The following is a 23,408-nucleotide window of genomic DNA, read 5'->3' as shown; positions in this document are numbered from 1 at the left end:
TGACGCAGCAAAGTGCGCAGGGCTCATCTATGCTCAACCGGTCGAAGGATCAGACGCCTGTGAGGCTGCGCCCATGCTTGCCATCGCCGATATTTGCCGCATCGTGGAGTCCGGGTTCCGGCCCTTGTACTGCGACTGCACCGAAAATGCCCAGGGTCTGTTGCAGATCAAGGTGTACGAGCCTGAAAGCGGGCGCGTCGATCTGCTGCTCAACGGCGTTTCGCCGGAGCATCTGGTCACCATTCGTGACATTTCCAATTTCATCGGTGAATTGCGCACCGAAATGAGCGCCGGCCGCCGGGCGTTCGCCGGCTGAGCGCTCAGAGCCTGCGCCGGAAGGCGCGGACAATGCGCAAGGTCGCCTCGCTGACGTTCAGGGCGTGCACCTCGTCCAGCGGCTGCCACAGGCAATCGACAATCTCGTTCTGCGGCCTGGCCAGGGCCGGATCCGGCGCAGACGCCTCATAGACGTGGTGGCGGGTGCTGCCGCTCTGCAGTTCCATCAGGCACAGCATGTCCTCGGCGATCAGGCCGGTTTCCTCCAACAGTTCCCGCACGGCGGCCTGCGCCCGCGTCTCGCCGGGCTCGACCTTGCCGCCCGGCAGCGTCCAGCGGCAATGGGCCTTGCGCACCAGGAGAATGTGCCGGTTCTGTTCGCAGATCACGGTTGCACGTACTTTCATTTGTTACCCGATTGCCGTTTGTCATAAAACTGTCACGAATCTGCAATATCCGCGCCGCGCAAGGGCTTAGAGGTTCTGAGGGCCGACAGGTCACAAAAGTGCCGCAGAGTTGACGTGGGCCGGTGCGACGTCCGGTCGGCACAGTGCCGCGGTGGGGGTGTAAGGTGCAAGCGTGAAACTGTTTCATCGCGAGCGGACAGGAGGTGCCTATGAGCATTGCGATGTTGAACAAGATGCACATGAACGGTTATGACGTGCTCAGCGTCAACAACGGCCCTTGGCGGGTCTGCACCGAGGGCGACCGGCTGGCGTCGTTCGCCAGCCGGGAAGAGGCGCTGGCGTATGCCGCCGCGCTGCCGGGCTACAAGAGCCGCACCCGCGCCCGCCGGTCGGGCTGAGGGTCTGAGGCTCTCAGGGCCAAGACGCAAAAGCCCCGGATGTCCGGGGCTTTTTGTTGGGTGTCTGATTGGGTGAATGGTTGGGCGGCGGGGCTCAGTGCACCTTGACCCGGCTGATGGCCCGGGCCTTCACCTCCTTGGCGTAGAGTTGCAGGCGTTCCTCGTCGCTTTGCAGCACTTCGCAGGACCTGAGCACCGCCTGGGCGTCCGCTTCGTTGCCGGACTTGCGCAATTGCTCGGCGATGCGCTTGAGGTCGACCGCCGACCACCTGAGATCCGACGCGACGCTCTGAAGGTCGCGCTGTAGTTCGTGTTCGTATTCGTTGAGCCGCATGATCACCTCCGGAACATTCTCGGTACAGAAGAGTAGCCGCATTTTCGGGAGGCGGGGCAAGGGTCGCCTGTCGGCGGGCTGAACGGATGCCGATCAGGCTTCGGCGCCGTGGCGGCGGGTCGCTGAAGGCAGTGCGCCACGATGGATGTCCGCACAGTTACAGGGTACATTCGCGTTTTTTGACGATGAAGGATTCACCATGCGGATGTTGATCGGGGGCATGCTGTTGGCGGCGTTGGCCGGTTGTTCGTTGCCGGCCTCGTTGGTGCCGGGCGAACCGAATGTCAACAAGACCAGCGCGAAGGCCCCCAAGGATTACGCCGCCTGCGTGCTGCCGCTGTGGCAGCAGGACATCCCCAAGACCACCCAGACCGCCATCTCCAACGGCTACCGCATCACCGCGCCGAGCATCGTCACGGCGGACGAGATCCTGGACATCGTCAAGTACAAGGACGGCAGCCGGGTGTCCCTGTACCAGGGGCCGCCGTGGGCCAAGTCCGGGTCGTTGCGCAAGGCCGTGCGCGATTGCCTCTGAGGGCGGTCTGACCTGCGTGAAAAAAGCGGAAACCGGGTGACGGTTTCCGCTTTTTTTTTGCCTGTGCGCCGAGGGATCAGTCGGAAAGGTCGACGAGGGGGATCGAAGCGCCGCCGGCCTTTTTGTCGCGCCGCTCCTGCATCCAGTCTTCCACTTGGCTGCCGAACTGCGGCGGTGCCTTGCGGCCGACCCTCCTGGCGATGTCGAGGATGGTCTGCTGGGCGAGCGCTTCTTCCATGCGCTTTTGCGCGGTCAGCATCGCCGCGTGGATCGAGCAGGTGCCTTCCACCGCCCAGTCCGGCGGCGAACCCTCGAACAAGGCGCAGCGGCCGCGGATGTCGCGGCATTCGAAAATGTTCTTGCGCCCGTCGATGGCGTTGACGATGTCGAGCAGGGTGATCTCGTCCGCCGGCCGCGCCAGCGTGAAACCGCCGCGCACGCCGCCGGTGGCGGTCACCAGTTTGCCCTTGGCCAGTTTGGTGAAGATCTTGGCCAGGTAGTCCAGCGGCACGCCTTGCAGGTCCGCCAGGTCGCGCACGCTCGCTTCGCGGCTGTCGCCGCCGTTGCCCACCAGAAAGATCAGGCAGTGGATGCCGTATTCGACCCCCGCACTGTAAAGCGACATAGCTATCTCCGACTTCAGTTGTCGCCGATGTTATCAGGCCTTGGAGGGGGCGGCAAATGTGGGGACGCCAGGGTTTTCTGGTTCTGGAGTAGGGCTTTTCGGCCTATTCCCTAGAAATGCAGCGTCGTTGCCAGGCCGTTTTCTACGAATAGCTATCGAAATTTTCGATTTCAATGATCGTAAAATCTGACTTGTCGATTCTAAAGGCGACCAATAGAGTCGCCGTTGTCGACAGGGATGCCCGCTGCGCCTGAATCCTCAACGCGTAGGTCGGCACCCCGGCGGGCAATCCCGCCCAACCTTTTTCCATGACTTGGCCACGTGCCGGGAGACAACGATGAAACAGCACATTCTGGTGATCGGCGCAGGTTTCGGTGGCATGTGGAGCGCGTTGAGCGCCACGCGCCTGGTGGACATCCACAACCGGGACAACATCGACGTGACCGTCCTTGCGCCGCAGGCCGAGCTGCGCGTGCGTCCGCGTTTCTACGAACCGAACGCCCATCAACTGGCCGCGCCGCTCGGCGAACTGTTCGAAGCGGTCGGCGTTCACTTCATCAAGGGCGCGGCGCACAGCATCGACGTGCAGGCCAAGACCGTGGGCTACACCGACGCCGCCGGCGCCGGGCAGGTCTTCCACTACGACAAGCTGGTGCTGGCCTCGGGCAGCGGCCTGGCCCTGCCGGACACCCCGGGCGTGGCGCAGCATGCGTTCGATGTCGACCAGATCGAATCGGCGATCCGCCTGGAGAACCATCTCAAGGCCCTGGCCGACCGCCCTCAGAGCCCGGCGCGCAACACCGTGGTGGTGGCCGGCGGCGGCTTCACCGGGATCGAGACGGCGACCGAAATGCCGGCACGCCTTCGCGAAGTGCTGGGCGAGCAAGCGGACATCCGGGTGATCGTCGTGGATCGCGGCCAGAAGATCGGCGTGTCCATGGGCGAGGCCATCAGCGTGAAGATCGCCGAGGCGAGTGAAGAGCTGGGCGTCGAATGGCGACTGGGTGTGTCGGTGCTGTCGGTCGATGAAAACGGCGTGACCCTGTCCGACGGTCAGCGCATCGAGGCGAACACCGTGGTCTGGACCACCGGCGTACGCGCCAGTTCCCTGACCGAGCAGATTCCCGCCGAGCGCGACCGTCAGGGACGCCTGCACGTCGATGCGCACCTGAAAGTGATCGGCCAGGACGACATCTTCGCCACCGGCGATGTGGCCTACGCCGCCACCGACGACATCGGCAACTTCGCCCTGATGACCTGCCAACACGCCATTTCGCTGGGCCGGCATGCGGGCAACAACGTGGCCGCGCAGATCCTCGGGGTCGAGCCGACGCCGTACAGCCAGCCCAAGTACGTCACCTGCCTGGACCTGGGCGCGTGGGGCGCGGTGTACACCGAAGGCTGGGATCGCCAGGTGAAGCTGGAGAAGGAAGAGGGCAAGTCGCTCAAGACCCAGATCAACACCCAGTGGATCTACCCGCCGGCGGCTGACCGCACCGTTGCGCTGGCGGCGGCGGATCCGATGATCCCCGTGGTCGCCTGATCACCCCGTAAAGCCACAGGATCCCGCCCTTGACTGAGTGCAAGGGCGGGATTTTTTTTGCCCGCGCCCAGGCTATGACCAAAAGTCATTGCCCCATGATTTTTAATGGTTACGGCCCGCTCGGCACCCGATGCTAAAAAATCGCAAACACAGCTCATCAATAACAACCAGAGAGCGTTTGCAGCCATGTCCCGATTGCCCCGCCACGTCTCCCTGCGTCCGTTGTTGATCCCTCCGCGCCACCCAGAGTAATGACAGATGAAAGAACTCGACCTCTACATCGGTGAAGGTTTCGAAGGCCCGGGCGTGAACGCCGCGCACATCAACATCCTGATCGGCCCGCGCAACGGTCCGGCGGGGCAGGCGTTCGCCAACAGCCTGGCCTCGCCGAGCCAGGGCCATTGCCCGTTCATGGTGATCGCCCAGCCGAACATCCCGGTCAAGCCGATGACCCTCTACGTGAACAAGGCCGCCATCGTCGGCGACCTGCACGGCAACGCCACCTGGGGCGCGTCCCAGGCCGGGATCGCCAAGGCCGTGCTCGAAGCGCTGCTCGACGGCACGCTGCCGCCGGAAGCCGAGGATGAGTGGGCGATCGTCACCGCCAACTGGGTCAACCCGGCCTGCGACGACCTCGATGCGGTGTACCTGAACAACTACAACGCCTGCCGCACCGCGATCCGCGCCGCCCTGACCGGCAAGCCGGAAACCGCGCAGCTCAAGGATGTGGTCAACCACATCGGCAACCCTTTCTACACCCCCAAAGCCTGAGGTCCGCGCCATGCAATACATCCGTTTGGGCAACTCCGGCCTGCAAGTCTCCCGCCTGTGCCTGGGCACCATGAACATGGGCACCCCGGACTGGAAACCGTGGATCTTCAATGAAAAGCAGAGCGAGCCGATCGTGGCCCACGCCCTGGCCAACGGCGTGAACTTCATTGACCTGGCGGACTTCTATTCCGCCGGCGTCGGCGAGGAAGTGGTGGGGCGCATCGTCAAGCGCCTGGCCCGGCGCGAGGATCTGGTGATCACCACCAAGGTCGGCTACGGCACCCGCACCGGCCTCAATGCCAGCGGCCATTCGCGCAAGCACATCATGGACAGCATCGACGCTTCGCTGAAGCGCCTGGACATGGATTACGTCGACGTGTTCATGCTGCATTACTTCGACGTCAACACCCCGGTCGAAGAGACCATGGGCGCGCTGAACGACATCGTGCGTTCGGGCAAGGCGCGCTACATCGGCGTGTCCACCATGCTCACCGGCCAGTTGGCCAAACTCCTCATGGCCTGCGCGCGCAACGGCTGGGTCAAGCCGATCAACATGCAGCTGCAGCTGAACTGCGCCTACCGCGAGGAAGAGCGCGAGATGATCCCGTTCTGCCGCGACCAGGGCATCGGCGTGTCGGTGTTCAGCCCGCTGGCCCGGGGCCTTTTGACCGGCGACGTGCAGTCGACCCGCAACCAGACCGACTTCTTCACCCAACAGATGTACAGCGACGAGGCCTCGTTCGAGATCGCCCGTTCGGTGCAGCGCGTGGCCCGTGCCCGCGGCGTGTCGAACGCGCAGATCGCCCAGGCCTGGGTCGCCCACCACCCGGGTGTGGATTGCATGCTGGTCGGCGCCGACACCACGGCGCAGTTCGACAGCGCCTTGGCGGCGCTGGACACCCGGCTCGACGCCGAAGAGCTGCATGAGTTGGAACGCAATTACACCCCGTGCGACGTGATCAACGACTACACCGCCGGCAAGCGCATCCTGCGCACGCCGCGTCCGGGCCATGAGCGCTTCACCTTGCAGGAGGCGGTGGCATGAGCGGGCTGATCCGTCACGGCAATTTTATCGACGGCCAGTGGGGGCAGGGCGGGGCGACGTACCCGGTGCTCAACCCGGCCAACGGTGAGGTGATCGCCGAGGTGCAAAAGGCCGGCGCCGAAGAAACCCGCCTGGCCATCGAAGCCGCCGACCGCGCGTTGCCGGCCTGGCGCGCGTTCACCGCCAAGGAGCGCAGCCAGCGTCTCAAGCGCTGGAGCGAACTGATGCTCGCCCACCAGCAGGAACTGGCGACCTTGCTCAGCCGCGAGCAGGGCAAGCCGTTGGCCGAAGCCAAGGGCGAGGTGGTCTACGCCGCGAGTTTCCTGGAGTGGTTCGGCGAAGAGGCCAAGCGCGCCTACGGCGATGTGATCCCGAGCCACAAGGCCGACGCCCGCATCATCGTGACCAAGGAGGCCATCGGCGTGGTCGCTGCGATCACCCCATGGAACTTCCCGTTGGCGATGGTCACCCGCAAGGTCGGCCCGGCGCTGGCGGCCGGCTGCACGATGATTCTCAAGCCGTCGGAGGAGACCCCGCTGTCGGCCTTCGCCCTGGCGGTGCTGGCCGAGCAGGCGGGGATTCCGGCCGGGGTGTTCAACATCGTCTCCGGCGATGCGGTGGCCATCGGCGGCGCGCTGCAGGCGTCCGCTGTGGTGCGCAAGCTGTCGTTCACCGGCTCCACCCGCACCGGCAAGCTGCTGATGCGTCAGGCCGCCGACACCTTGAAGAAGGTCTCGCTGGAACTGGGCGGCAACGCGCCGTTCATTGTGTTCGACGACGCCGACCTCGACGCGGCCGTCAAAGGCGCCATGGCTTCCAAGTTCCGCAATACCGGGCAGACCTGCGTCTGCGTGAACCGCTTCTTCATTCAGGACGGCGTCTTCGAAGCCTTCACCGGCAAGCTCGCCGAGGCGGTCGCCGCCATGCGGGTCGGCCCTGCGCTGGAGGGCGACACCGAACAGGGCCCGCTGATCAACGCCGCTGCCCTGGCCAAGGTCGAGGCCCACGTCAGCGATGCGCTGGACAAGGGCGCCACGCTGTTGTGCGGCGGTCGCCGGCATGCCCTCGGCGGCACGTTCTACGAGCCGACCATCCTCACCGACGCCAGGGGCGACATGCTCATCGCCCAGGACGAAACCTTCGGCCCGGTGGCTGCCTGCTTCCGCTTCAAGGATGAGGCCCAGGTGCTGGCGGCGGCCAACGACACGCCGTTCGGTCTGTCGGCGTACTTCTACAGCCGCGACATCGGCCGGGTCTGGCGCATGGCCGAAGGCCTGGAGGCGGGGATGGTCGGGATCAACGAAGGGATCATCTCCACGGAGGTCGCGCCGTTCGGCGGCATCAAGGAATCGGGCCTGGGGCGCGAGGGCTCGAAGTACGGTCTGGAGGACTACCTGGAGATCAAGTACCTGCTGATGGGCGGGCTCTAGCCCGCTCGGTCCGTCTGCGGGGGCGAATGCCTGCGGTGCCTGGGCTGACGCCTTCGCAGGCCAGCCCGCCCCCACAGAGTCTGTGGGCGCTGCCAAACCATGTGGGAGCAGGCTCGCCCGCGAAGACGGTGTGTCGGGCAACGCCCAGTTCACTGACACACCGCCTCCACCGCGAATCATGAAGCAAGCGCAATCGGTTTCTCCGTCAATAACAACAATTGGAGACGAACATGTCCGCTCAACCCGTAAAGATCGATGACCTGCCCATCGGGCGCTTTCATCTCAAGATCGCCGGCCTGACCTTCGGCGCGCACTTCACCGACGGCTACATCCTCGGCCTGATCGGCATCGCTTTCACCTTGCTCAGCCCGCAGATGCACCTGGATGCGTTCTGGCAGGGGCTGATCGGTTCCTCGGCGCTGATCGGGCTGTTTCTCGGCAGCCTGTTCTTCGGCTGGATCTCGGACAAGGTCGGCCGGCAGAAGATCTTCCTGGTCAGCTTCGTGCTGATCACCCTGGCGTCGGTGATGCAGTTCTATGTCGAGACCGCCATGGGCCTGTTCCTGTGCCGGGTGCTGATCGGCATCGGTTTGGGCGGCGATTTCAGCGTCGGCCACGCGATGCTCGCCGAGTTCGCGCCGAAGCGGCACCGGGGCGTGCTGCTCGGTTCGTTCAGCGTGATCTGGACTTTCGGCTATGTGGCCGCGACCTTCGTCGGCACCGCCATGCTCAGCCTGGGCGACGACGCCTGGCGCTGGATGCTGGCCTCGTCGGCGATCCCGGCGGCGTTGATCCTCATCGCGCGGATCGGCACGCCGGAATCGCCGCGCTGGCTGGTCAACCAGGGCCGTGTGGCCGAAGCCCGGGCTATTGTGAAACGCTACCTGGGCGACAACGTCGAGCTGGACGAAACCCGTTCCACGGAACAGCGTTCGGGCTACGCGGTGCTGTTCAGCCGCGAGTACCGCAAGCGCACGGCGTTCAACTGCCTGTTCTTCGTCTGCATCGTCATGCCGTACTTCGCCATTTACACCTTCCTGCCGTCGATCCTGCAGAAGATGGGCCTGGCCGAAGGCTTCGGCACGGAGCTGATGCTCAACCTGCTGCTGATCCTCGGCGCGCTGATCGGCATCTGGTGCACGATCAAGTTCACCCGGCGCGGGTTCCTGATCAACTCATTCGTCATTCTGGCGGTGGCGCTGTTCCTGCTGGCGGTGCTGCCGGGCAGCGCGGCCTGGCTGATGGTGCTGGTGTTCGGGCTGTTCACCCTGGTGCTGTCGGCGGTGAGCAACCTGGTCGGTGTGTTCCCGGCGGAGAGCTTCCCGACGGAGGTGCGCGCCAGCGGCATCGGTCTGGCGACGGCGGTCAGCCGACTCGGCTCGGCCGTCAGCACCTTCCTGCTGCCGGTGAGCGTGGCGGGCATCGGCCTGAGCCCGACCATGGGCATCCTGGCGGCGATCCTGGCCATCGGCGCGCTGCTGTCCTGGGCCTGGGCGCCGGAGACCAAGTCGCTGACGCTGAGCCAGGCGTGCAAGGCCCAGAGCCCGGTGGAAGGCACACTGCCGGCCGGCGCCAAGGCGGTTGCCCCGGTCTAGGCTGCTTGCCCCTTGTGGGAGCCAGCCTGCTGGCGATAGCGGTGGGTCAGACAGCAGGGATGTCGGCAGTGCTGGCCTCATCGCTGGCAAGTCGAGTCGTCGCACCGCAGCTCCCACAGGTTTTGGTGGTGTGCATGAATCTTGGGGACACCCGGGATATCTGTGGGAGCTGGCTTGCCAGCGATAGCGGTGGGTCAGGCAACAGGGATGTTGGCAGTGCTGGCCTCATCGTTGGCAAGCCAGCTCTCACAGGGTCTTGTGGTGGGCACAGAATCTGTCATCACCGCAGATGCCTGTGGGAGCCAGCCTGCCGGCGATAGCGGTGGGGCAGGCAACAGGGATGTCCGTGCCGGCCGCAGTGCACAGGCCGCCGATCAGGGATTGCTGACCCTTTCCAGCCAATCGGTGAACAGCTTCACCTTCGACAGGCCTTGCTTGTCGTTCGCCACGTCCAGCCAGTAGCCGTAAGGGCCGGTCACTTCGACCGGGGTGATGGGCAGCAGGCTGCCGTTGGCCAGTTCCTTTTCGATCATCTGCCGGTCGATCACCGCCAGCCCGCCGCCGGCCAGTGCGGTGTGGATCACCTGGTCCAGGGTGCTGAACTCGATCCCTTGCCCGGCGTCGATGTCGTCCCGGCCCATGGCCGCCAGCCAGTTCTCCCAGACCTTCAGGCGCTTGCCGTCGTGCAGGATGTGCAGCAGCGGCGCGCTGCGCAGTTCCGGCGCTTGGCCTGAGTCGAACAGCTCCGGACTGGCCACCGCGATGTGCCGTTCCATCACCAGCAAGCGGCTCGCGCAATGGCTGGCCGCCGCGAGCCCGAAACGGATATGGCAATCGATCTCCGCCAGGCTCTCGTGGCTGGCGTGGTTGGTGACGCTGAGGTTGATGTCCGGGTAACGCTGACAGAACGCACGCAGGTGCGGCGACAGCCAGCGGGTGGCCCAGGTCGGCGGCGCGAGCACCCGCAGGCGCTGGCGCAGGTTGGGCACGCGCACGGCTTGCAGGGCGCGCTCGATGTGATCGAACGCTTCGGCCAAGTGCGGGGACAGGTTGCTGCCGGCTTCGGTCAGCGTCAGCCCTTGCGGGGTGCGCACGAACAGGGCGACGCCCAGGTAATCTTCCAGCTGCTTGATCTGGCGGCTGACCGCGCCCTGGGTGACGTTCAGCCCCTGTGCAGCCTGGCTGAAACTGCGGTGGCGGGCGACTTCTTCGAATACGCGCAAGGTATTGAGGGAGGGCAGTTGGCGCATGGAGGCGGGACTCCGGACCGGACGGTTTGTTTTTGTTTTGAGGGGGTGCCTATCTGACTATCGATGCCTGGCGCAGGCAAGCGTTGTTTGGGCGCACGCCATCGTCGGACCGCCGCCCGGAGCCGGCCCGCGATGGCATGCTTGAAGGTGCCGCAGATCCTCGATCAGAAGTAGTAGCCGACGTTCACGTACAGCTGGTTTTCCCACTGGTCCGACCCGCCCGCCCCAAGGCTCTGGGTGTAGCTGCTGCCGCCGATGTACGGGTCGTTCTTGCCGATCAGCCATTCCGCCGCCACCCACAGCTTGCTCACCGAGAATGAGCTGCCGAGGATCACCCGCTGGGAGGTCTTGAAGGCGTCGGCGGATTTGTCGAAGGCACTGTAGTTGGCGTAGAGCTTGATGCCGCTGACCTGATCGAACAGGTACTTGCCGGCCACGTCGTAGCTCAGGTCGGCGACGTACAGGTTGCCGCGGCTGGCGATGTTGTAGGTGCCGTCGTAGCCGCCCAGGGTCACCAGTTCGTCGGTGCCGGCGTTGCGCGGCGACATCTGCTGGCGCGCCGCTTGAAGCTGCACGCCCCAGGGGCCGTTCTTGCCCAGGTAGTGCACGGCCACGGCGTTGCGCCGGCCATTGTGGTCGGTGTCCTTGTTCTCCAGGGTCGAGGTCAGGCCGGAGAGGCCGACTTCGGATGTCCATGGGCCCAGGTCGAACGCCCGGGCCACGCGCAGCACCACGGTGTTGCGTTCCTGGTTGTCGCTGCCGTCGGCCACGTAGCTGTCGGCGCCGGAGACCACGCTGGAATAGGTGACGCCCTTGCTGGTGCCTTTGCCTTGCCACGCCGGGCGCAGGTAGTAGCCGGCCTGGACGTTCCAGTCGCCGGACTGCTGAATGTACTTGGCGCCGACCTGCTGCACGTCCTCCAGGCCGATGACGTTGCCCAGGGTCTCGTAGAAGGTGCTGCCGAAGTACGGCTGTAGGCCGAACGGCACGGTGTTCAGGCCCACCTGCACCTGCTGGTCGGGATTGAACTTGTAGCCGGCCCAGGCGAACTTGGCGAACCGGATGTCGCCGTAGTCCTTGGTGTAGCGGTAGGGGTAGGAGCGGCCGTAGAAACGGTACTGGGCCTCGCCGATCCAGGTGTCGGAGTTGTATTTGGCGCTGAGGAACACCGTGTCCAGGCCGAAGGTCTGGATGTCGCGGTCCGGGTCCACGTCCCAGCGGGCGCGGACGGCGCCGCCCAGGTCGAGGTTGTCGGTGACCTGCACCGCCATCGCCGGGGCGGCGACGCAGCAGAGCAGAAGGAGGGACGTCGTGTTCAGGCGCGAGGAAGCAGGGAAGGGCATAAAGCGGCTCTCGATTGTTTTTATTGGAGTGCCGCGCAGTCTTGCGATCCGCCAGGGGTTGAACAAACGATAAAAACGGCGGGGAAACCTTCGCCGAACGCATGTTAGTCGGAAAATCCTGTAGGACAATCATTTGAATCCGTGGGAAGCTTTGCGCCTTGTCCGTGGTTTCGAGTGCCTTCCATGAAACGCAAAATGCCCGGCCTGAACGCACTCAAGGCGTTCGAGGTGGCCGGCAGCACCGGCAGCTTCACCCGTGCCGCCGAACTGCTCAACGTCACCCAGAGCGCCGTCAGCCGCCAAGTGCGGCAGCTTGAGGAACAGCTGGGCGAAAGCCTGCTGGAGCGCCGCCACCATCACCTGGAACTGACCGGGGCCGGGCGGATCCTGCTGCGGGCGCTGCACCAGTCGTTCGACAAGATCGAGCTGACGGTGCGCAGCATCCAGCAGAAGACCCATTCCAACCGCCTGCACATCAACGCGCCGCCGACCTTCACCCGCCGCTGGCTGATGCCGCGCCTGGGCCGCCTGCGCGAGCGGCACCCTGAGCTGGAGTTGAGCATCACCACCCGTCTGCAGGACAGCCTGGCGGAAACCAACACGCTGGATTGCGCGATCCGCTTCGGCAACGGCGAGTGGGACGGGCTCGACAGCTCGTTGCTGATCCAGGAGCGGCACATCGCCGTGTGCGCGCCCTCGCTGTATGCCCGCGAGGGCGGGGAACAGGGCATCGACCTCAATCGCCTGACCCTGCTGCACGTGCTGGCCAAAGAGGACCAGCGCTACCTGACCTGGAAGCACTGGCTCGACGCGGCGCGCATCAGCGGCGTCGATACCCAGGGCGGCTATGAGTTCGACCTGCTGGACCTGGCGATCCGCGCGGCCACCGACGGCCTGGGCATCACCATCGCCGACTGGCACATGGTCGCGGCGGAACTGGCCAGCGGGCAGTTGACCCAGGTGCTCAACGTGCACGTGGAGGGGCATCAGTCCTATTGGCTGGTGACCCGCCCGGAGCAGACGCACACACCGCAGTTGCAGATGTTCAGCCAATGGCTGCAAGAAGAGATCTGGCTGGCGCAGCGGCAACTGGAGCCTTCCACCGCCGCCGTCTGAACAATCTGGCTCCCACAAAACCCCTGTGGGAGCCAGCCTGCTGGCGAAGGCGCCCGCCCGGGCACCGCAGGGCAACCCTGCCGGTCGCAGCCCAAGGTGCCCGGTGCGCTCCAGACCGGGTAACGTTCGTTTTTCGCATGTTTGTCCGCCCGATAAGTCGTTTGTCCACGGCCGGCAACGGGGCAAGACTGGCGCCATCGATAAAAACAAACGATGGGCGATGCACATGCGAGTCGAGCGAAATTTTGTCAACGGCCACTTCACCGAGCCGGCCAGCGCCGCGCTGATCGCGGTTCACAATCCGGCCACCGAAGCGTTGATCGGCCAGGTCTCGGCCGCCACCGCCGCAGAGGCCGCCGCCGCCGTGGAGGCCGCCGCCGCCGCGCAGAAAACCTGGGGCAAACTCACCGCCATCGAGCGCGCCGAACACCTGCGGTCTTTCGCCGCCGCCCTGGAGGATTGCGCCGAATCCATCGGCGCCGCCCTGGCCGCCGAGTCCGGCAAGAGCCTGGCCGACGCGAGCAACGAAGCCCGCTACGCCGCGCAGATCACCCGCTACCACGCCGAATGGGCGCGGCGCATCGAAGGCGAGATCATTCCCAGCGACAGCCCGGACGAAAACCTGTTCCTGCACCGCGAACCCATCGGCGTGGTCGCCTGCCTGATCCCGTTCAACTACCCGGTCTACACCTTGCTGCGCAAGGTCGCCCCGGCGCTGATCGCCGGCAACACCGTGGTGGTGCGCCCGAGCAACAACACCCCGATCTCGGCGTTCGAGATCGCCCGGGCCGTGCAACAGTCGGGCATGCCCGCCGGCGTCATCAACATCCTGACCATGGACCACGCCACCGCCGCCGTGGTGTGCACCCACAAGGCCGTAGGCCTGATCACCCTGACCGGCAGCGTCAACGCCGGGCGCACCGTGCTCGACTACTGCAAGGCCAACATCGCCAAGCCGTCGCTGGAACTGGGCGGCAAGACCCCGGCGATCATCGAGGCCGACGCCGACCTTGAGGCCGCCGCCGCCGCGATCATCGGTTCCAAGACCACCCACTGCGGCCAGCTGTGCACGGCGGTGGAGCGGGTCTACGTGCAGGAGAGCGTGCACGACCGCTTCCTGGCGCTGCTCAAGGCGAAAATCGCTGCGGTGAAATTCGGCGACCGCGCCACCGACGCCAGCCTGATGGGGCCGCTGGCCAACGCCAGCTCGCAGAAGAACATCCACGCCATGGTCGAGCGCGCCGTCGCCGACGGCGCCGTGCTCGAAAGCGGCGGCGTGCTGCCTGAGGGGCCTGGGCATTTCTACCCGCCGACCCTGCTCAGCGGCTGCCGCCAGGACATGGAAATCGTCCAGGAAGAGATCTTCGGCCCGGTGCTGCCGGTGCTCAAGTACCGCGACATCGATGAGGCCCTGGCCTTGGCCAACGACCATCAATTCGGCCTGTCGTCGGTGCTCTACACCGAGAACTACCGCACCGCCCAGAAGGTCGCCAACGCCATCGAGGCCGGCGAGCTGTACGTCAACCGCACCCCGGCCGACCCGTATCAGGGCTACCACGCCGGCTGGAAACGCTCGGGCCTGGGCGGCGACGACGGCAAGCACGGGATGCTCGAATTCACCCAGACCCGCCTGGTGGTCATGAAGTACTGATCCGCCGCGACACGCCTCACGCTACACCTATAAAAACAATTATCAGGGGCGCCCGGACACCGGGTCGCCCGAGGTCTCATCCATGTCCAAGCCTGCATCCTCCGCTGCTGTCCAGGGCTCCACTTCGGTTTCGCAAAGCCGCAGCGACAAGGGAAGTCGCTATGTCCAACTGATGCTGCTGGTGCTGGCCGCCGGTGCGATCTACCCGATCCTGTACCTGCGCCAGGTCTACCAGACCACCATGCTCGAAGTGTTCCAGATCAGCCACAGCGAACTGGGCTACCTGTACTCGATGCTCGGCACGATTTTCCTGCTCAGCTACCTGCCCAGCGGTTGGCTGGCCGACCGCATCGCACCGCGTTTCCTGATCTTCTTTTCGCTGGTCGCCACCGGCGCGCTGGGGCTGTGGTACTCCACGGCGCCGTCGATGACCGGCCTGATGATCATCTTTGGCTGCTGGGGCCTGACCACCGGCCTGACCTTCTGGGCCTCGGTGCTCAAACGGGTCAAGATGATCGCCCACCACTCTGAGCAGGGCCGCTTCTTCGGCATCCTCGACGGCGGCCGCGGGCTGGTCGAGGCGCTGCTGGCGACGGTGGCCCTGGGCCTGTTCGCCTACGCCACCGAAACCCGCGGCGAGTCCACCGCCGAAGGCTTCCGCCATGTGGTCTACCTCTATGCCTTCACCTGCATCGCCATCGGCTGCGTGCTGGTGCTGATCAAGGACCCTAAGTCGATGGAGGACACGCCGGCGGTGGAGAAGGGCAAGTTCAACCTGCTGGCCGACCTGGCCACGCTGGTGAAGATCCCCGAGCTGTGGCTGGTCACCGCCATCGTGTTCTGCGGCTATCACATCTTCTGGGCCACCTACAGTTTCTCGGACTACCTGCAAGGGGGCGGCATGACCGCCGTGATGGCCGGCACCATCACCACCATCAAGCTGTGGATGCGCCCGGTGGGCGGCATCGGCGGCGGCTGGCTGGGCGACAAGTTCTCCAACATCTCGGTGCTGACCGTGGCGCTGCTGCTGGCCTCGTTGGCGATGGTCGGACTGATCGTGTTCCCGGCCCTCAACAGCATGGGCCTGCTGATCGGCACGGTGATCTTCATCGGCCTGATGACCTACGCGATCCGTGGCCTGTACTGGGCGATCCTCGACAACTGCGACATCCCGCTGCGCATCACCGGCCTGGCCATCGGCATCGTCTCGGTGGTGGGCTACATGCCCGACGCCTTCATTCCGCTGATCAACGGCTACCTCACCGAACAGTACCCGGGTGCGCTCGGCTACAAGCTCTACTTCGGCTACATCGCCGGCGTCGGCCTGATCGGCACCTGCGCCGCGCTGGCCCTGCGGGCCCGGATCAATCGCAAATCCTCGAACAAGGCAGGTGCCTGAGATGAAAATCGTCGCCCTTGAAACCCACATCGTCGCCGTACCGCCACCGCACATCGGCGGCATGTACTGGCTGTTCGTCAAGCTCAGGACCGCCTGCGGCATCGAAGGCGTCGGCGAGATCTACGCCGCCACCTTCGGCCCCAAGGCCATGCTGCCGATCATCGAGGACGTGTTCGAGCGCTACCTGCTCGACCAGGATCCGCACCACATCGAGCGCTTCTTCCGCCAGGCCTATTCGAGCGGTTTCACCCAGCGGCCCGACCTGACCATGATGGGCGTGGTCAGCGGCCTGGAAATGGCCTGCTGGGACATCATCGGCAAGGCCGCGAACAAACCGGTCTACGAACTGTTGGGCGGCAAGGTGCACGAGCGCCTGCGTTCCTACACCTACCTGTACCCGCTCAACAGCCGCGGCGAATACGACTACGACGACCCGGACCTGGCCGCCGAGTGCGCGGTGCAGAACATGCAGAAGGGCTTCACCGCCGTGAAGTTCGACCCGGCCGGCCCGTACACCGCGTACTCCGGGCACCAGATCTCGCTGGAGGTGCTGGAGCGCTGCGAAACCTTCTGCCGCAAGATCCGTGAGGCGGTGGGCAACCAGTGCGACCTGTTGTTCGGCACCCACGGGCAAATGGTGCCGTCTTCGGCGATCCGCCTGGCCAAGCGCCTGGAGAAGTACGACCCGCTGTGGTTCGAGGAACCGGTGCCGCCGGGCCAGGAAGAGGCCATGGCCCAGGTCGCGGCCAAGACCAGCATCCCGATCGCCACGGGCGAGCGCCTGACCACCAAGTACGAGTTCTTCAAGCTGCTGCAGGCCGGCGGGGCGTCGATCCTGCAGATGAACGTGGGGCGCTGCGGCGGCCTGCTCGAAGGCAAGAAGATCGCCAGCATGGCCGAAGCGCATTACGCGCAGATCGCGCCGCACCTGTACAACGGCCCGATCGGCGCGGCGGCGAGCTTCCAGTTGGCGGCCTGCACGCCGAACTTCCTGATCCAGGAAAGCATCGAGACCTGGGGCGGCTTCCATGCCGAAGTCCTGAAGAAGCCGTTGCAGTGGGAGGACGGCTACATCATCCCGTCCACCGAGCCGGGCCTGGGGGTGGAACTGGACATGGACGTGGTGCGCCGGCATTCGCCGTACACCGGAGAGCGCCTGCACCTGCAGATGGCCCCGACCCCGGCCGACGTGAAAGACACCTCGCCGGCCAAGGGCTGACAGGGCGGATGCGGTCCTGTGGGAGCCCACCTGTCGGCCCCCGCAGAGAACGCCATTGCCCATTCGATTTTCGTACAACGACTGACGCGGTAACCGTGCATGACATACGACTACATCATCGCTGGCGCAGGCGCCGCCGGCTGCGTGCTGGCCAACCGGCTCTCGGCCTCGGGCGAACACTCGGTGCTGCTGCTGGAGGCGGGCGGCAAGGACAGTTCGCCGTGGTTCAAGATCCCGGTCGGCTTCGCCAAAATGTATTACAACCCGACGTTCAACTGGATGTACTACAGCCAGCCGCAGAAACAGCTCGGCAACCGTGAGATCTACGCCCCGCGTGGCAAGGTGCAGGGCGGATCGGGTTCGATCAACGCGATGATCTACGTGCGCGGACAGGCCCATGACTTCGACGACTGGGCCGCCAACGGCAACGACGGCTGGGGCTTCAAGGACGTGCTGCCGTACTTTCGCAAGCTGGAGAACCATCCGCTGGGCGACAGCGAGTACCACGGCGGCAACGGCCCGATCAGCATCACCCCGATGGCGGGCCAGACCCACCCGATCTGCGACGTGTTCCTCAAGGGCTGCGATGAGCTGGGCTATCCGCGCAGCGACGACTTCAACGGGCCGACGTTCGAAGGCGCGGGCATCTACGACGTCAACACGCGCAACGGCCAGCGCTGCTCCAGCAGCTTCGCGCACCTGCATCCGGCGCTGGGCCGGCCGAACCTGAGCGTGGAGCATTACGCGCTGGTCGACCGCGTGCTGTTTGACGACAGCGCGCAGCGCGCCACCGGCATCGCCATCACCCAGCACGGCGTGACGCGCACGTTCACCGCACGCAAGGAAGTCATCCTGTGCGCCGGCGCCGTCGATACGCCGAAGATCCTGCAACTGTCCGGCGTGGCCGACCGCACCTTGCTGGCCAAGCACCGGATCCCGGTGGTCAAGCACCTGCCGGCGGTGGGGCGCAACCTGCAGGACCACCTGTGCGTGAGCTACTACTACAAGGCCAACATCCCGACGCTGAACGATGAACTCAGCTCGCTGTTCGGCCAGCTCAAGCTCGGCATCCGGTATTTGTTCACCCGCAAGGGCGCGCTGGCGATGAGCGTGAACCAGGCCGGCGGCTTCTTCCGCGGCAACGAGCGGCAGGCGCATCCGAACCTGCAGCTGTACTTCAACCCGCTGTCGTACCAGATCCCGAAGAACAACAAGGCCAGCCTCAAGCCCGAGCCGTATTCAGGCTTCCTGCTGTGCTTCAACCCGTGCCGGCCCACCAGCCGCGGGCACATCGAGATCGCCTCGAAGAACCCGCGTGACGCTGCGCTGATCGACCCGAACTACCTGAGCACGCAGAAGGACATCGACGAGGTGATCCAGGGCAGCCGCCTGATGCGCAAGATCATGGGCGCGCCTGCGCTCAAGGGCATCACGGTCGATGAAGTCCTGCCGGGGCCGGCGGTGGAGAGCGACGAGCAGATGCTGCAGTACTTCCGCGACAACTGCGGCTCGATATACCACTTGTGCGGCTCGTGCGCGATGGGGGCGGACGAGCAGGTCTCGGTGGTCGACAAGCGGCTCAAGGTGCATGGCCTGCAAGGGCTGCGGATCGTCGATGCGTCGGTGTTCCCCAACGTGACATCCGGCAACACCCACGCGGCGGTGCTGATGGTGGCGGAGAAGGGGGCGGACCTGATCCTGCAGGAGGCGTAAGGCCCGGTGCCTGCGCAATGAGATGTGACACTTGGCCCGGGGCGGTTTCGCTGCCTGGGCTAGGCTTCGGATGCCGGCTCCTTTGGGGGCCGGCATCGTCATTGAGGGAGGTCTGTTTTCTGTTTTGAGGAGCCGCGGATCATGGATGATCTGGTGAAGGAAGTGATTCCGTTGTTGCAGTACCTGATCCCCGGGTTCGTCTCGACCTGGGTGTTCTACACCCTCACGGCGTTCAGGCGGCCCGACACGTTCGGGCAGATCGTGCAGGCACTGATCTTCACGTTTGTGATCCATGGCGTGGTGATGGGGATTGGCGCCGTCTGCCGGTGGGTGGGGGCGTGGGGTTTTTCCGTAGGAAAATGGGACGGCGGGGCGCAGGCGTTCTGGGCGTTTGCCGTGTCGCTGGTGCTTGGGTTGTTCGCCTGTTGCCTGGCCACCAATGACCGATTGCACCGTTGGCTGCGCAGCAGAAACGTGACGAAACAATCTTCTTACCCGAGTGAATGGTTCAGGGCGTTCGTGCAGTTTGACCGGATCATCACCTTGCATCTGCATGACGAAAGGCGCGTCCTAGGCTGGCCCGTCGAGTGGCCGCCGGAGTCGAGCAGCGGGCAGTTCCTGATGCAATCACCCTGTTGGCTGAACGATGATGGCACTGAGGTACCTTTTGGCGCCGAGTTCTTGCTGATAGATTCCGCGAAAGTTAAGTGGGTTGAGTTCAACCCGAAATCAGAGGGTTCATCATGACCGCCAGAGCACCACAACCCATGCCGCCCCATATCGTGCGCCTGTTTTACGGACCGGACGGAAAAATGCTGGAGAAACCGCTGGTGAAGGGGCCGAAGGCGCCACCGCCGCTCAAGCGCTGATCAGTCCTGCCTGCACCTTTTCACCCCCAACCTTCCTTCACCGCCCGGCGAATGCCCTCCAGCAGCATCGCGAACGCCGGGTTGTCGTTGTTCTCCCGCCAGATCAGGTGCAGCTCGCTCTGCACCCCGTCACCCAGGTCGATCTCGCGGAACACCACATTCCTGAACACCACGCTGGTGGCGCAACGCGGCACCAGGGCCAGGCCCATGCCGGCGTTGACCAGCGCCAGGATGGTCAATGAAGACCCCAGCCATTGCACGTAGTCCGGGGCGACCCGGGCCGAGCGCAGGGTGCCGGTCAGCAGTTCGTTGAACGGCGGGTAGGCGGCGTGGGAGTACATCAGGAACGGCTGGCCGTCGAGGTCGCTGACTGACACCTCAGCCGCCTCCGCCAGGCGATGGCCGCTCGGCACGGCCAGCACGAACGGTTCGCGAACCAGGCATTCGGTGGCGTAGCCCGGCTCCAGCAGCGGCGCGCGGACGATGCCCAGGTCAATGCGCCGGGCCCGCAAGGCTTCGTGCTGCTGGTAGGTGTTCATTTCCGTCAGGTCGATTTTCACCTGGGGCTGGTTCAGCCGCGCCTCGGCGATGACCTTGGGCAGAAACTCATACACGGCGCTGCCGACGAAACTGATGTTGACCGAACCGATGTCGCCCTCGGCGAACCGCCGGGCGGTGACGGCCGCCTGCTGGGCGCGCTCCAGCAGGTTCTGCGCTTCGATGAAGAACGCTCGGCCGGCGGCGGTGAGCGCCACGCTGCGGGTGTTGCGGGTGAACAGTTCGACGCCCAGGTGATGCTCCAGCAGCTGGATCTGCCGGCTCAGCGGCGGCTGGGTCATGTTCAGCCGCTCGGCGGCGCGGCGGAAATTCAGTTCGGTGGCGACGGTGGTGAAGCAGCGCAGCTGGGTCAGTTCGAACATTGATCCAATCCGGGTATCAATCAAGTGCCAAGTTAGATTAGACGGGATCAATACCGGCGTCCATGATCGGGCTGTGCCTCAAGCTTCCCTAAAAAAACAATGATCGGGAGTCGCCCCTTGAATACCCTCCAGAGTCCGCCGGACATCACGGTCCTCGCCAGGGCCGCCGCCAAGGTCAAGCGCCATGTGCTGCCGCTGTTCGTGGTGATGTTCATCGTCAACTACATCGACCGGGTCAACATCGGCTTCGTGCGCAGCCACCTGGAAACCGACCTGGGCATCGGCGCGGCCGCCTACGGACTGGGCGCCGGGCTGTTCTTCATCGGCTACGCCCTGTTCGAAGTGCCGTCCAACATGCTCCTGCAGCGCTACGGCGCCCGCGCCTGGCTGACACGGATCATGTTCACCTGGGGCGCCGCCGCCATGGCGATGGCGTTCGTGCAGGGCGAGATCAGTTTCTACGTGCTGCGCTTCATTCTCGGCGCCGCCGAGGCCGGGTTCTTTCCGGGGATCATCTACTACTTCACCCAGTGGCTGCCGGCGTCCGAGCGGGGCAAGACCATGGCGGTGTTCCTCAGCGGCTCGGCGATCGCGTCGGTGATTTCCGGGCCGGTGTCCGGGGCGCTGCTGCACATCAGCGGGATGGGCCTGCACGGCTGGCAGTGGATGTTCCTGATCGAAGGCGCCGCGTCGGTGGTGCTCTGCGGGTTCGTCTGGTTCTGGCTGCAATCGCACCCGCGCCAGGCCCGGTGGCTGAGCGAAGAAGAGCGCGAAGCGCTGGTGGCGGCGATCGCCGACGAGCAGCGGGCCCGGGAAGCGGCCCAGGCGGTCAAGCCGTCGGTCTTCAAGCTGTTGGCGGACCGGCAGATCGCGCTGTTCTGCTTCATCTATTTCTCTATCGCCCTGACCATCTACGGCGCGACGTTCTGGCTGCCGAGCATGATCAAGAAGATGGGCAACCTCGGCGATTTCCAGGTCGGTCTGCTCAATTCGATCCCATGGATCATCTCCATCGCGGCGATGTACGGCTTTGCCGCGTTGGCCGGCAAATGGAAATTCCAGCAGGCCTGGGTGGCGTTGACCCTGGTGATCGCGGCGGTCGGCATGTTCATCTCTACCACCGGCGGACCGGTGTTCGCCTTCGTCGCCATCTGTTTTGCCGCCATCGGCTTCAAGGCGGCATCGGCGCTGTTCTGGCCGATTCCGCAGAGTTACCTGGATGCGCGCATCGCGGCGGCGGTGATCGCGCTGATCAACTCCATCGGCAACCTGGGCGGCTTCGTCGCGCCGACCGCCTTCGGTTTCCTCGAACAGACCACCGGTTCCATCGAGGGCGGCCTGTACGGCCTGGCCGCCACGTCGCTGGTGGCGGCGGTGGTGATCTTCTTCGCCCGCATGGCGCCTGGCGCCAAGGGCCAAACCCCGGCAAAGCCCGGCCGTGACACCGCCGTCGCAACGGCGGCGAAAACGGCTGCCAGCCACTGATCCCGATCCAGCAGGAGCGTTCCCTTGAAAATCACCCGCGTGACCGTCACCCCGATTGCCTTCCGGGATCCGCCGCTGCTCAACGCCAGCGGCATCCACGAACCCTTCGCGCTGCGTTCGATCATCGCGATCGAAAGCGACAACGGCTACATCGGCCTGGGCGAAAGCTACGGCGACGCCCCGGCGCTGGCGATCCAGCAGCAGTTGCAGGCGCAGCTGATCGGCCTTGACCCGTTCAACCTCAACCAGCTGCGCCGCATCGTGCAGGCCACCGTCGCCGCGAACAAACCCGCCAGCGTGGCCGGCGCCGAACTGGCCCCCGGCTCCCACGCCAGCAAAGCGGTGAGCAACGCCTATTCGGCATTCGAAGTGGCGTTTCTCGACCTGCAGGCGCGTTACCTGAACGTGCCGTTGGTGGATCTGTTGGGCGGTGCGTTGCGCGATGAGGTGCCGTTCAGCGCTTACCTGTTCTTCAAGTACGCGCAGCACGTGGATTCGCCCTACAGGCCGGACAACTGGGGCGAGGCGCTGAGCGAACAGCAGATCGTCGCCCAGGCGGCGCGGATGATCGAGGCCTACGGCTTCAAGAGCATCAAACTCAAGGCCGGCACCTTGCCGCCGGAGCATGAGGTGGCGTGCATCAAGGCGCTGAAGCAAGCGTTTCCCGGTTTGCCGCTGCGCATCGACCCCAACGGCAACTGGTCGCTGGAGACGTCCATCCGCATGGCCGAACTGCTCGGCGACGATCTGCAGTACTACGAGGATCCGACCCCGGGCCTCGGCGGCATGGCCGAGCTGCACAAGCGCACCGGCCTGCCGTTGGCGACCAACATGGTGGTCACCGATTTCGACGAGTTTCGCCGCAGCATCGAGCAGAACAGCGTGCAGATCGTGCTCGCCGACCACCATTACTGGGGCGGCCTGCGTGACACCCAGACCCTGGCGAAGATGTGCGACACCTTTGGCCTCGGCGTGTCGATGCACTCCAACTCGCACCTGGGCATCAGCCTCATGGCCATGGCCCATGTGGCCGCGTCGGTGCCGAACCTGGATTACGCCTGCGACACCCACTATCCATGGCAAGAGCCGGACGAAGAGGTGATCAAGGGCGGCAAGCTGCCGATCGTCGACGGCTGCGTGAAGATTACCCGCGCGGCGGGGCTGGGCGTCGAACTGGACTACGCGCAGTTGGGCAAGCTGCATGACCAGTACCTGACCTGCGGGATCCGCCAGCGTGACGATGTGCGCCAGATGCAGCGCTACAAGCCGGACTGGAAAGCGGTCAAGCCGAGGTTCTGAGGGCGCTGGCCCGGGCCTCTTCGCGGGCATATGCACGACGCGTATCCAATGTGGGAGCAACTGTCTCGCGCCGGTCCTGCGGTGCCAGGACTGACGCTATCACCAGCAGGCTGGCTCCCACAGAAGATCTCCCACAGAGGATCTCGGGTGAAGGCAGGGGTTGTGGTCACCGCACAATCCGGTGG

Annotated in this window: 23 protein-coding genes; 17 read left to right on the top strand and 6 right to left on the bottom strand. The window is 65.0% G+C overall.

The window, feature by feature from the left end:
- Positions 1–73: 73 nt before the first annotated feature.
- On the top strand, positions 74–316 hold the full coding sequence (locus CAG41_RS18910) for a DUF1652 domain-containing protein (RefSeq protein WP_085586414.1): 243 nt from the start codon (positions 74–76) through the stop codon (positions 314–316).
- Positions 317–320: 4 nt separating this feature from the next.
- Here the strand turns inward: CAG41_RS18910 and CAG41_RS18905 are convergent, their stop codons facing one another.
- Positions 321–683 (bottom strand): NUDIX hydrolase, encoded by a 363-nt coding sequence (locus CAG41_RS18905; RefSeq protein ID WP_085633248.1) that lies wholly within the window; start codon positions 681–683, stop codon positions 321–323.
- Between the two features lie 209 nt (positions 684–892).
- On the opposite strand from CAG41_RS18905, the gene CAG41_RS18900 reads away from it, so the two are divergent.
- The gene (locus CAG41_RS18900; protein ID WP_085633250.1) at positions 893–1,081 is read left to right on the top strand and encodes a DUF2188 domain-containing protein; all 189 of its coding nucleotides are present in this window, start codon (positions 893–895) and stop codon (positions 1,079–1,081) included.
- A gap of 94 nt (positions 1,082–1,175) precedes the next feature.
- Here the strand turns inward: CAG41_RS18900 and CAG41_RS18895 are convergent, their stop codons facing one another.
- Entirely contained in the window at positions 1,176–1,415 is a 240-nt protein-coding gene (locus CAG41_RS18895) for a hypothetical protein (protein ID WP_085586420.1), read from the bottom strand.
- A 199-nt stretch (positions 1,416–1,614) separates the two neighbouring features.
- Between CAG41_RS18895 and CAG41_RS18890 the strand changes: the two genes are divergently transcribed.
- Positions 1,615–1,950, top strand: a complete 336-nt coding sequence (locus tag CAG41_RS18890) for a hypothetical protein (RefSeq protein ID WP_085586422.1) — start codon at positions 1,615–1,617, stop codon at positions 1,948–1,950.
- 76 nt (positions 1,951–2,026) lie between these two features.
- Here the strand turns inward: CAG41_RS18890 and CAG41_RS18885 are convergent, their stop codons facing one another.
- Positions 2,027–2,575 carry an Rrf2 family transcriptional regulator gene (locus CAG41_RS18885; RefSeq protein ID WP_085707319.1) on the bottom strand — a complete coding sequence of 183 codons (549 nt, stop codon included), beginning with the start codon at positions 2,573–2,575 and terminating at the stop codon, positions 2,027–2,029.
- 337 nt (positions 2,576–2,912) lie between these two features.
- Between CAG41_RS18885 and CAG41_RS18880 the strand changes: the two genes are divergently transcribed.
- The 5 genes from CAG41_RS18880 (at position 2,913) to CAG41_RS18860 (ending at position 8,959) form a co-directional block, all read left to right on the top strand.
- Entirely contained in the window at positions 2,913–4,118 is a 1,206-nt protein-coding gene (locus CAG41_RS18880) for an NAD(P)/FAD-dependent oxidoreductase (protein WP_085586426.1), read from the top strand.
- 258 nt (positions 4,119–4,376) lie between these two features.
- Positions 4,377–4,889 (top strand): formaldehyde-activating enzyme, encoded by a 513-nt coding sequence (gene fae / locus CAG41_RS18875; RefSeq protein WP_085586428.1) that lies wholly within the window; start codon positions 4,377–4,379, stop codon positions 4,887–4,889.
- A gap of 10 nt (positions 4,890–4,899) precedes the next feature.
- Positions 4,900–5,934, top strand: coding sequence for an aldo/keto reductase (locus tag CAG41_RS18870; protein ID WP_085586430.1), 1,035 nt, complete (start codon positions 4,900–4,902; stop codon positions 5,932–5,934).
- Positions 5,931–7,364: an NAD-dependent succinate-semialdehyde dehydrogenase gene (locus tag CAG41_RS18865; protein WP_085707318.1), complete on the top strand. Its 1,434-nt coding sequence runs from the start codon at positions 5,931–5,933 to the stop codon at positions 7,362–7,364. The genes CAG41_RS18870 and CAG41_RS18865 overlap by 4 nt, the downstream gene beginning before the upstream one ends.
- Positions 7,365–7,594: 230 nt before the next feature.
- A complete protein-coding gene (locus CAG41_RS18860; RefSeq protein ID WP_085586434.1) occupies positions 7,595–8,959 on the top strand; it encodes an MFS transporter in 1,365 nt (454 codons plus the stop codon).
- Between the two features lie 374 nt (positions 8,960–9,333).
- Here CAG41_RS18860 and CAG41_RS18855 read toward each other — a convergent pair whose 3' ends face one another.
- Positions 9,334–10,209: a LysR substrate-binding domain-containing protein gene (locus tag CAG41_RS18855; RefSeq protein WP_085586436.1), complete on the bottom strand. Its 876-nt coding sequence runs from the start codon at positions 10,207–10,209 to the stop codon at positions 9,334–9,336.
- A 164-nt stretch (positions 10,210–10,373) separates the two neighbouring features.
- The gene (locus tag CAG41_RS18850) at positions 10,374–11,552 is read right to left on the bottom strand and encodes a hypothetical protein (protein WP_085707317.1); all 1,179 of its coding nucleotides are present in this window, start codon (positions 11,550–11,552) and stop codon (positions 10,374–10,376) included.
- A gap of 183 nt (positions 11,553–11,735) precedes the next feature.
- Here CAG41_RS18850 and CAG41_RS18845 point away from each other — a divergent pair, with 183 nt between their 5' ends.
- The 7 genes from CAG41_RS18845 (at position 11,736) to CAG41_RS28880 (ending at position 19,519) form a co-directional block, all read left to right on the top strand.
- Complete coding sequence (locus CAG41_RS18845; protein ID WP_085633262.1) at positions 11,736–12,668, top strand: LysR substrate-binding domain-containing protein; 933 nt, start codon at positions 11,736–11,738, stop codon at positions 12,666–12,668.
- 226 nt (positions 12,669–12,894) lie between these two features.
- On the top strand, positions 12,895–14,319 hold the full coding sequence (gene aldA, locus CAG41_RS18840) for an aldehyde dehydrogenase (RefSeq protein ID WP_085641252.1): 1,425 nt from the start codon (positions 12,895–12,897) through the stop codon (positions 14,317–14,319).
- Between the two features lie 82 nt (positions 14,320–14,401).
- On the top strand, positions 14,402–15,718 hold the full coding sequence (locus tag CAG41_RS18835) for a nitrate/nitrite transporter (RefSeq protein WP_085656736.1): 1,317 nt from the start codon (positions 14,402–14,404) through the stop codon (positions 15,716–15,718).
- A 1-nt stretch (position 15,719) separates the two neighbouring features.
- Entirely contained in the window at positions 15,720–16,937 is a 1,218-nt protein-coding gene (locus CAG41_RS18830; protein WP_085586444.1) for a mandelate racemase/muconate lactonizing enzyme family protein, read from the top strand.
- A 99-nt stretch (positions 16,938–17,036) separates the two neighbouring features.
- Positions 17,037–18,650, top strand: coding sequence for a GMC family oxidoreductase (locus CAG41_RS18825; RefSeq protein WP_085707316.1), 1,614 nt, complete (start codon positions 17,037–17,039; stop codon positions 18,648–18,650).
- 141 nt (positions 18,651–18,791) lie between these two features.
- Entirely contained in the window at positions 18,792–19,397 is a 606-nt protein-coding gene (locus CAG41_RS18820) for a DUF6338 family protein (RefSeq protein ID WP_085656738.1), read from the top strand.
- A complete protein-coding gene (locus CAG41_RS28880) occupies positions 19,394–19,519 on the top strand; it encodes a hypothetical protein (protein WP_256582617.1) in 126 nt (41 codons plus the stop codon). The genes CAG41_RS18820 and CAG41_RS28880 overlap by 4 nt, the downstream gene beginning before the upstream one ends.
- A 20-nt stretch (positions 19,520–19,539) precedes the next feature.
- Here the strand turns inward: CAG41_RS28880 and CAG41_RS18815 are convergent, their stop codons facing one another.
- Positions 19,540–20,439 (bottom strand): LysR substrate-binding domain-containing protein, encoded by a 900-nt coding sequence (locus CAG41_RS18815; protein WP_085633269.1) that lies wholly within the window; start codon positions 20,437–20,439, stop codon positions 19,540–19,542.
- A 117-nt stretch (positions 20,440–20,556) separates the two neighbouring features.
- Here CAG41_RS18815 and CAG41_RS18810 point away from each other — a divergent pair, with 117 nt between their 5' ends.
- Both CAG41_RS18810 and CAG41_RS18805 read left to right on the top strand, forming a co-directional pair.
- Entirely contained in the window at positions 20,557–21,924 is a 1,368-nt protein-coding gene (locus tag CAG41_RS18810; RefSeq protein ID WP_085586453.1) for an MFS transporter, read from the top strand.
- Positions 21,925–21,948: 24 nt separating this feature from the next.
- The gene (locus CAG41_RS18805; RefSeq protein ID WP_085707315.1) at positions 21,949–23,223 is read left to right on the top strand and encodes a glucarate dehydratase family protein; all 1,275 of its coding nucleotides are present in this window, start codon (positions 21,949–21,951) and stop codon (positions 23,221–23,223) included.
- Positions 23,224–23,408 lie beyond the last annotated feature (185 nt).

The organism is Pseudomonas sp. B35(2017), from assembly GCF_002113645.1.
GTDB lineage: Bacteria > Pseudomonadota > Gammaproteobacteria > Pseudomonadales > Pseudomonadaceae > Aquipseudomonas > Aquipseudomonas ekonensis.
This window is presented reverse-complemented; position numbering and strand designations above follow the sequence as displayed.

Excerpts from the sequence above, each read along its gene's own strand:
- CAG41_RS18910 (WP_085586414.1), top strand. The coding sequence starts at position 74 with ATGCTTGCCATCGCCGATATTTGCCGCATCGTGGAGTCCGGGTTCCGG.
- CAG41_RS18905 (WP_085633248.1), bottom strand. The coding sequence starts at position 683 with ATGAAAGTACGTGCAACCGTGATCTGCGAACAGAACCGGCACATTCTC.
- CAG41_RS18900 (WP_085633250.1), top strand. The coding sequence starts at position 893 with ATGAGCATTGCGATGTTGAACAAGATGCACATGAACGGTTATGACGTG.
- CAG41_RS18895 (WP_085586420.1), bottom strand. The coding sequence starts at position 1,415 with ATGCGGCTCAACGAATACGAACACGAACTACAGCGCGACCTTCAGAGC.
- CAG41_RS18890 (WP_085586422.1), top strand. The coding sequence starts at position 1,615 with ATGCGGATGTTGATCGGGGGCATGCTGTTGGCGGCGTTGGCCGGTTGT.
- CAG41_RS18885 (WP_085707319.1), bottom strand. The coding sequence starts at position 2,575 with ATGTCGCTTTACAGTGCGGGGGTCGAATACGGCATCCACTGCCTGATC.
- CAG41_RS18880 (WP_085586426.1), top strand. The coding sequence starts at position 2,913 with ATGAAACAGCACATTCTGGTGATCGGCGCAGGTTTCGGTGGCATGTGG.
- fae (WP_085586428.1), top strand. The coding sequence starts at position 4,377 with ATGAAAGAACTCGACCTCTACATCGGTGAAGGTTTCGAAGGCCCGGGC.
- CAG41_RS18870 (WP_085586430.1), top strand. The coding sequence starts at position 4,900 with ATGCAATACATCCGTTTGGGCAACTCCGGCCTGCAAGTCTCCCGCCTG.
- CAG41_RS18865 (WP_085707318.1), top strand. The coding sequence starts at position 5,931 with ATGAGCGGGCTGATCCGTCACGGCAATTTTATCGACGGCCAGTGGGGG.
- CAG41_RS18860 (WP_085586434.1), top strand. The coding sequence starts at position 7,595 with ATGTCCGCTCAACCCGTAAAGATCGATGACCTGCCCATCGGGCGCTTT.
- CAG41_RS18855 (WP_085586436.1), bottom strand. The coding sequence starts at position 10,209 with ATGCGCCAACTGCCCTCCCTCAATACCTTGCGCGTATTCGAAGAAGTC.
- CAG41_RS18850 (WP_085707317.1), bottom strand. The coding sequence starts at position 11,552 with ATGCCCTTCCCTGCTTCCTCGCGCCTGAACACGACGTCCCTCCTTCTG.
- CAG41_RS18845 (WP_085633262.1), top strand. The coding sequence starts at position 11,736 with ATGAAACGCAAAATGCCCGGCCTGAACGCACTCAAGGCGTTCGAGGTG.
- aldA (WP_085641252.1), top strand. The coding sequence starts at position 12,895 with ATGCGAGTCGAGCGAAATTTTGTCAACGGCCACTTCACCGAGCCGGCC.
- CAG41_RS18835 (WP_085656736.1), top strand. The coding sequence starts at position 14,402 with ATGTCCAAGCCTGCATCCTCCGCTGCTGTCCAGGGCTCCACTTCGGTT.
- CAG41_RS18830 (WP_085586444.1), top strand. The coding sequence starts at position 15,720 with ATGAAAATCGTCGCCCTTGAAACCCACATCGTCGCCGTACCGCCACCG.
- CAG41_RS18825 (WP_085707316.1), top strand. The coding sequence starts at position 17,037 with ATGACATACGACTACATCATCGCTGGCGCAGGCGCCGCCGGCTGCGTG.
- CAG41_RS18820 (WP_085656738.1), top strand. The coding sequence starts at position 18,792 with ATGGATGATCTGGTGAAGGAAGTGATTCCGTTGTTGCAGTACCTGATC.
- CAG41_RS28880 (WP_256582617.1), top strand. The coding sequence starts at position 19,394 with ATGACCGCCAGAGCACCACAACCCATGCCGCCCCATATCGTGCGCCTG.
- CAG41_RS18815 (WP_085633269.1), bottom strand. The coding sequence starts at position 20,439 with ATGTTCGAACTGACCCAGCTGCGCTGCTTCACCACCGTCGCCACCGAA.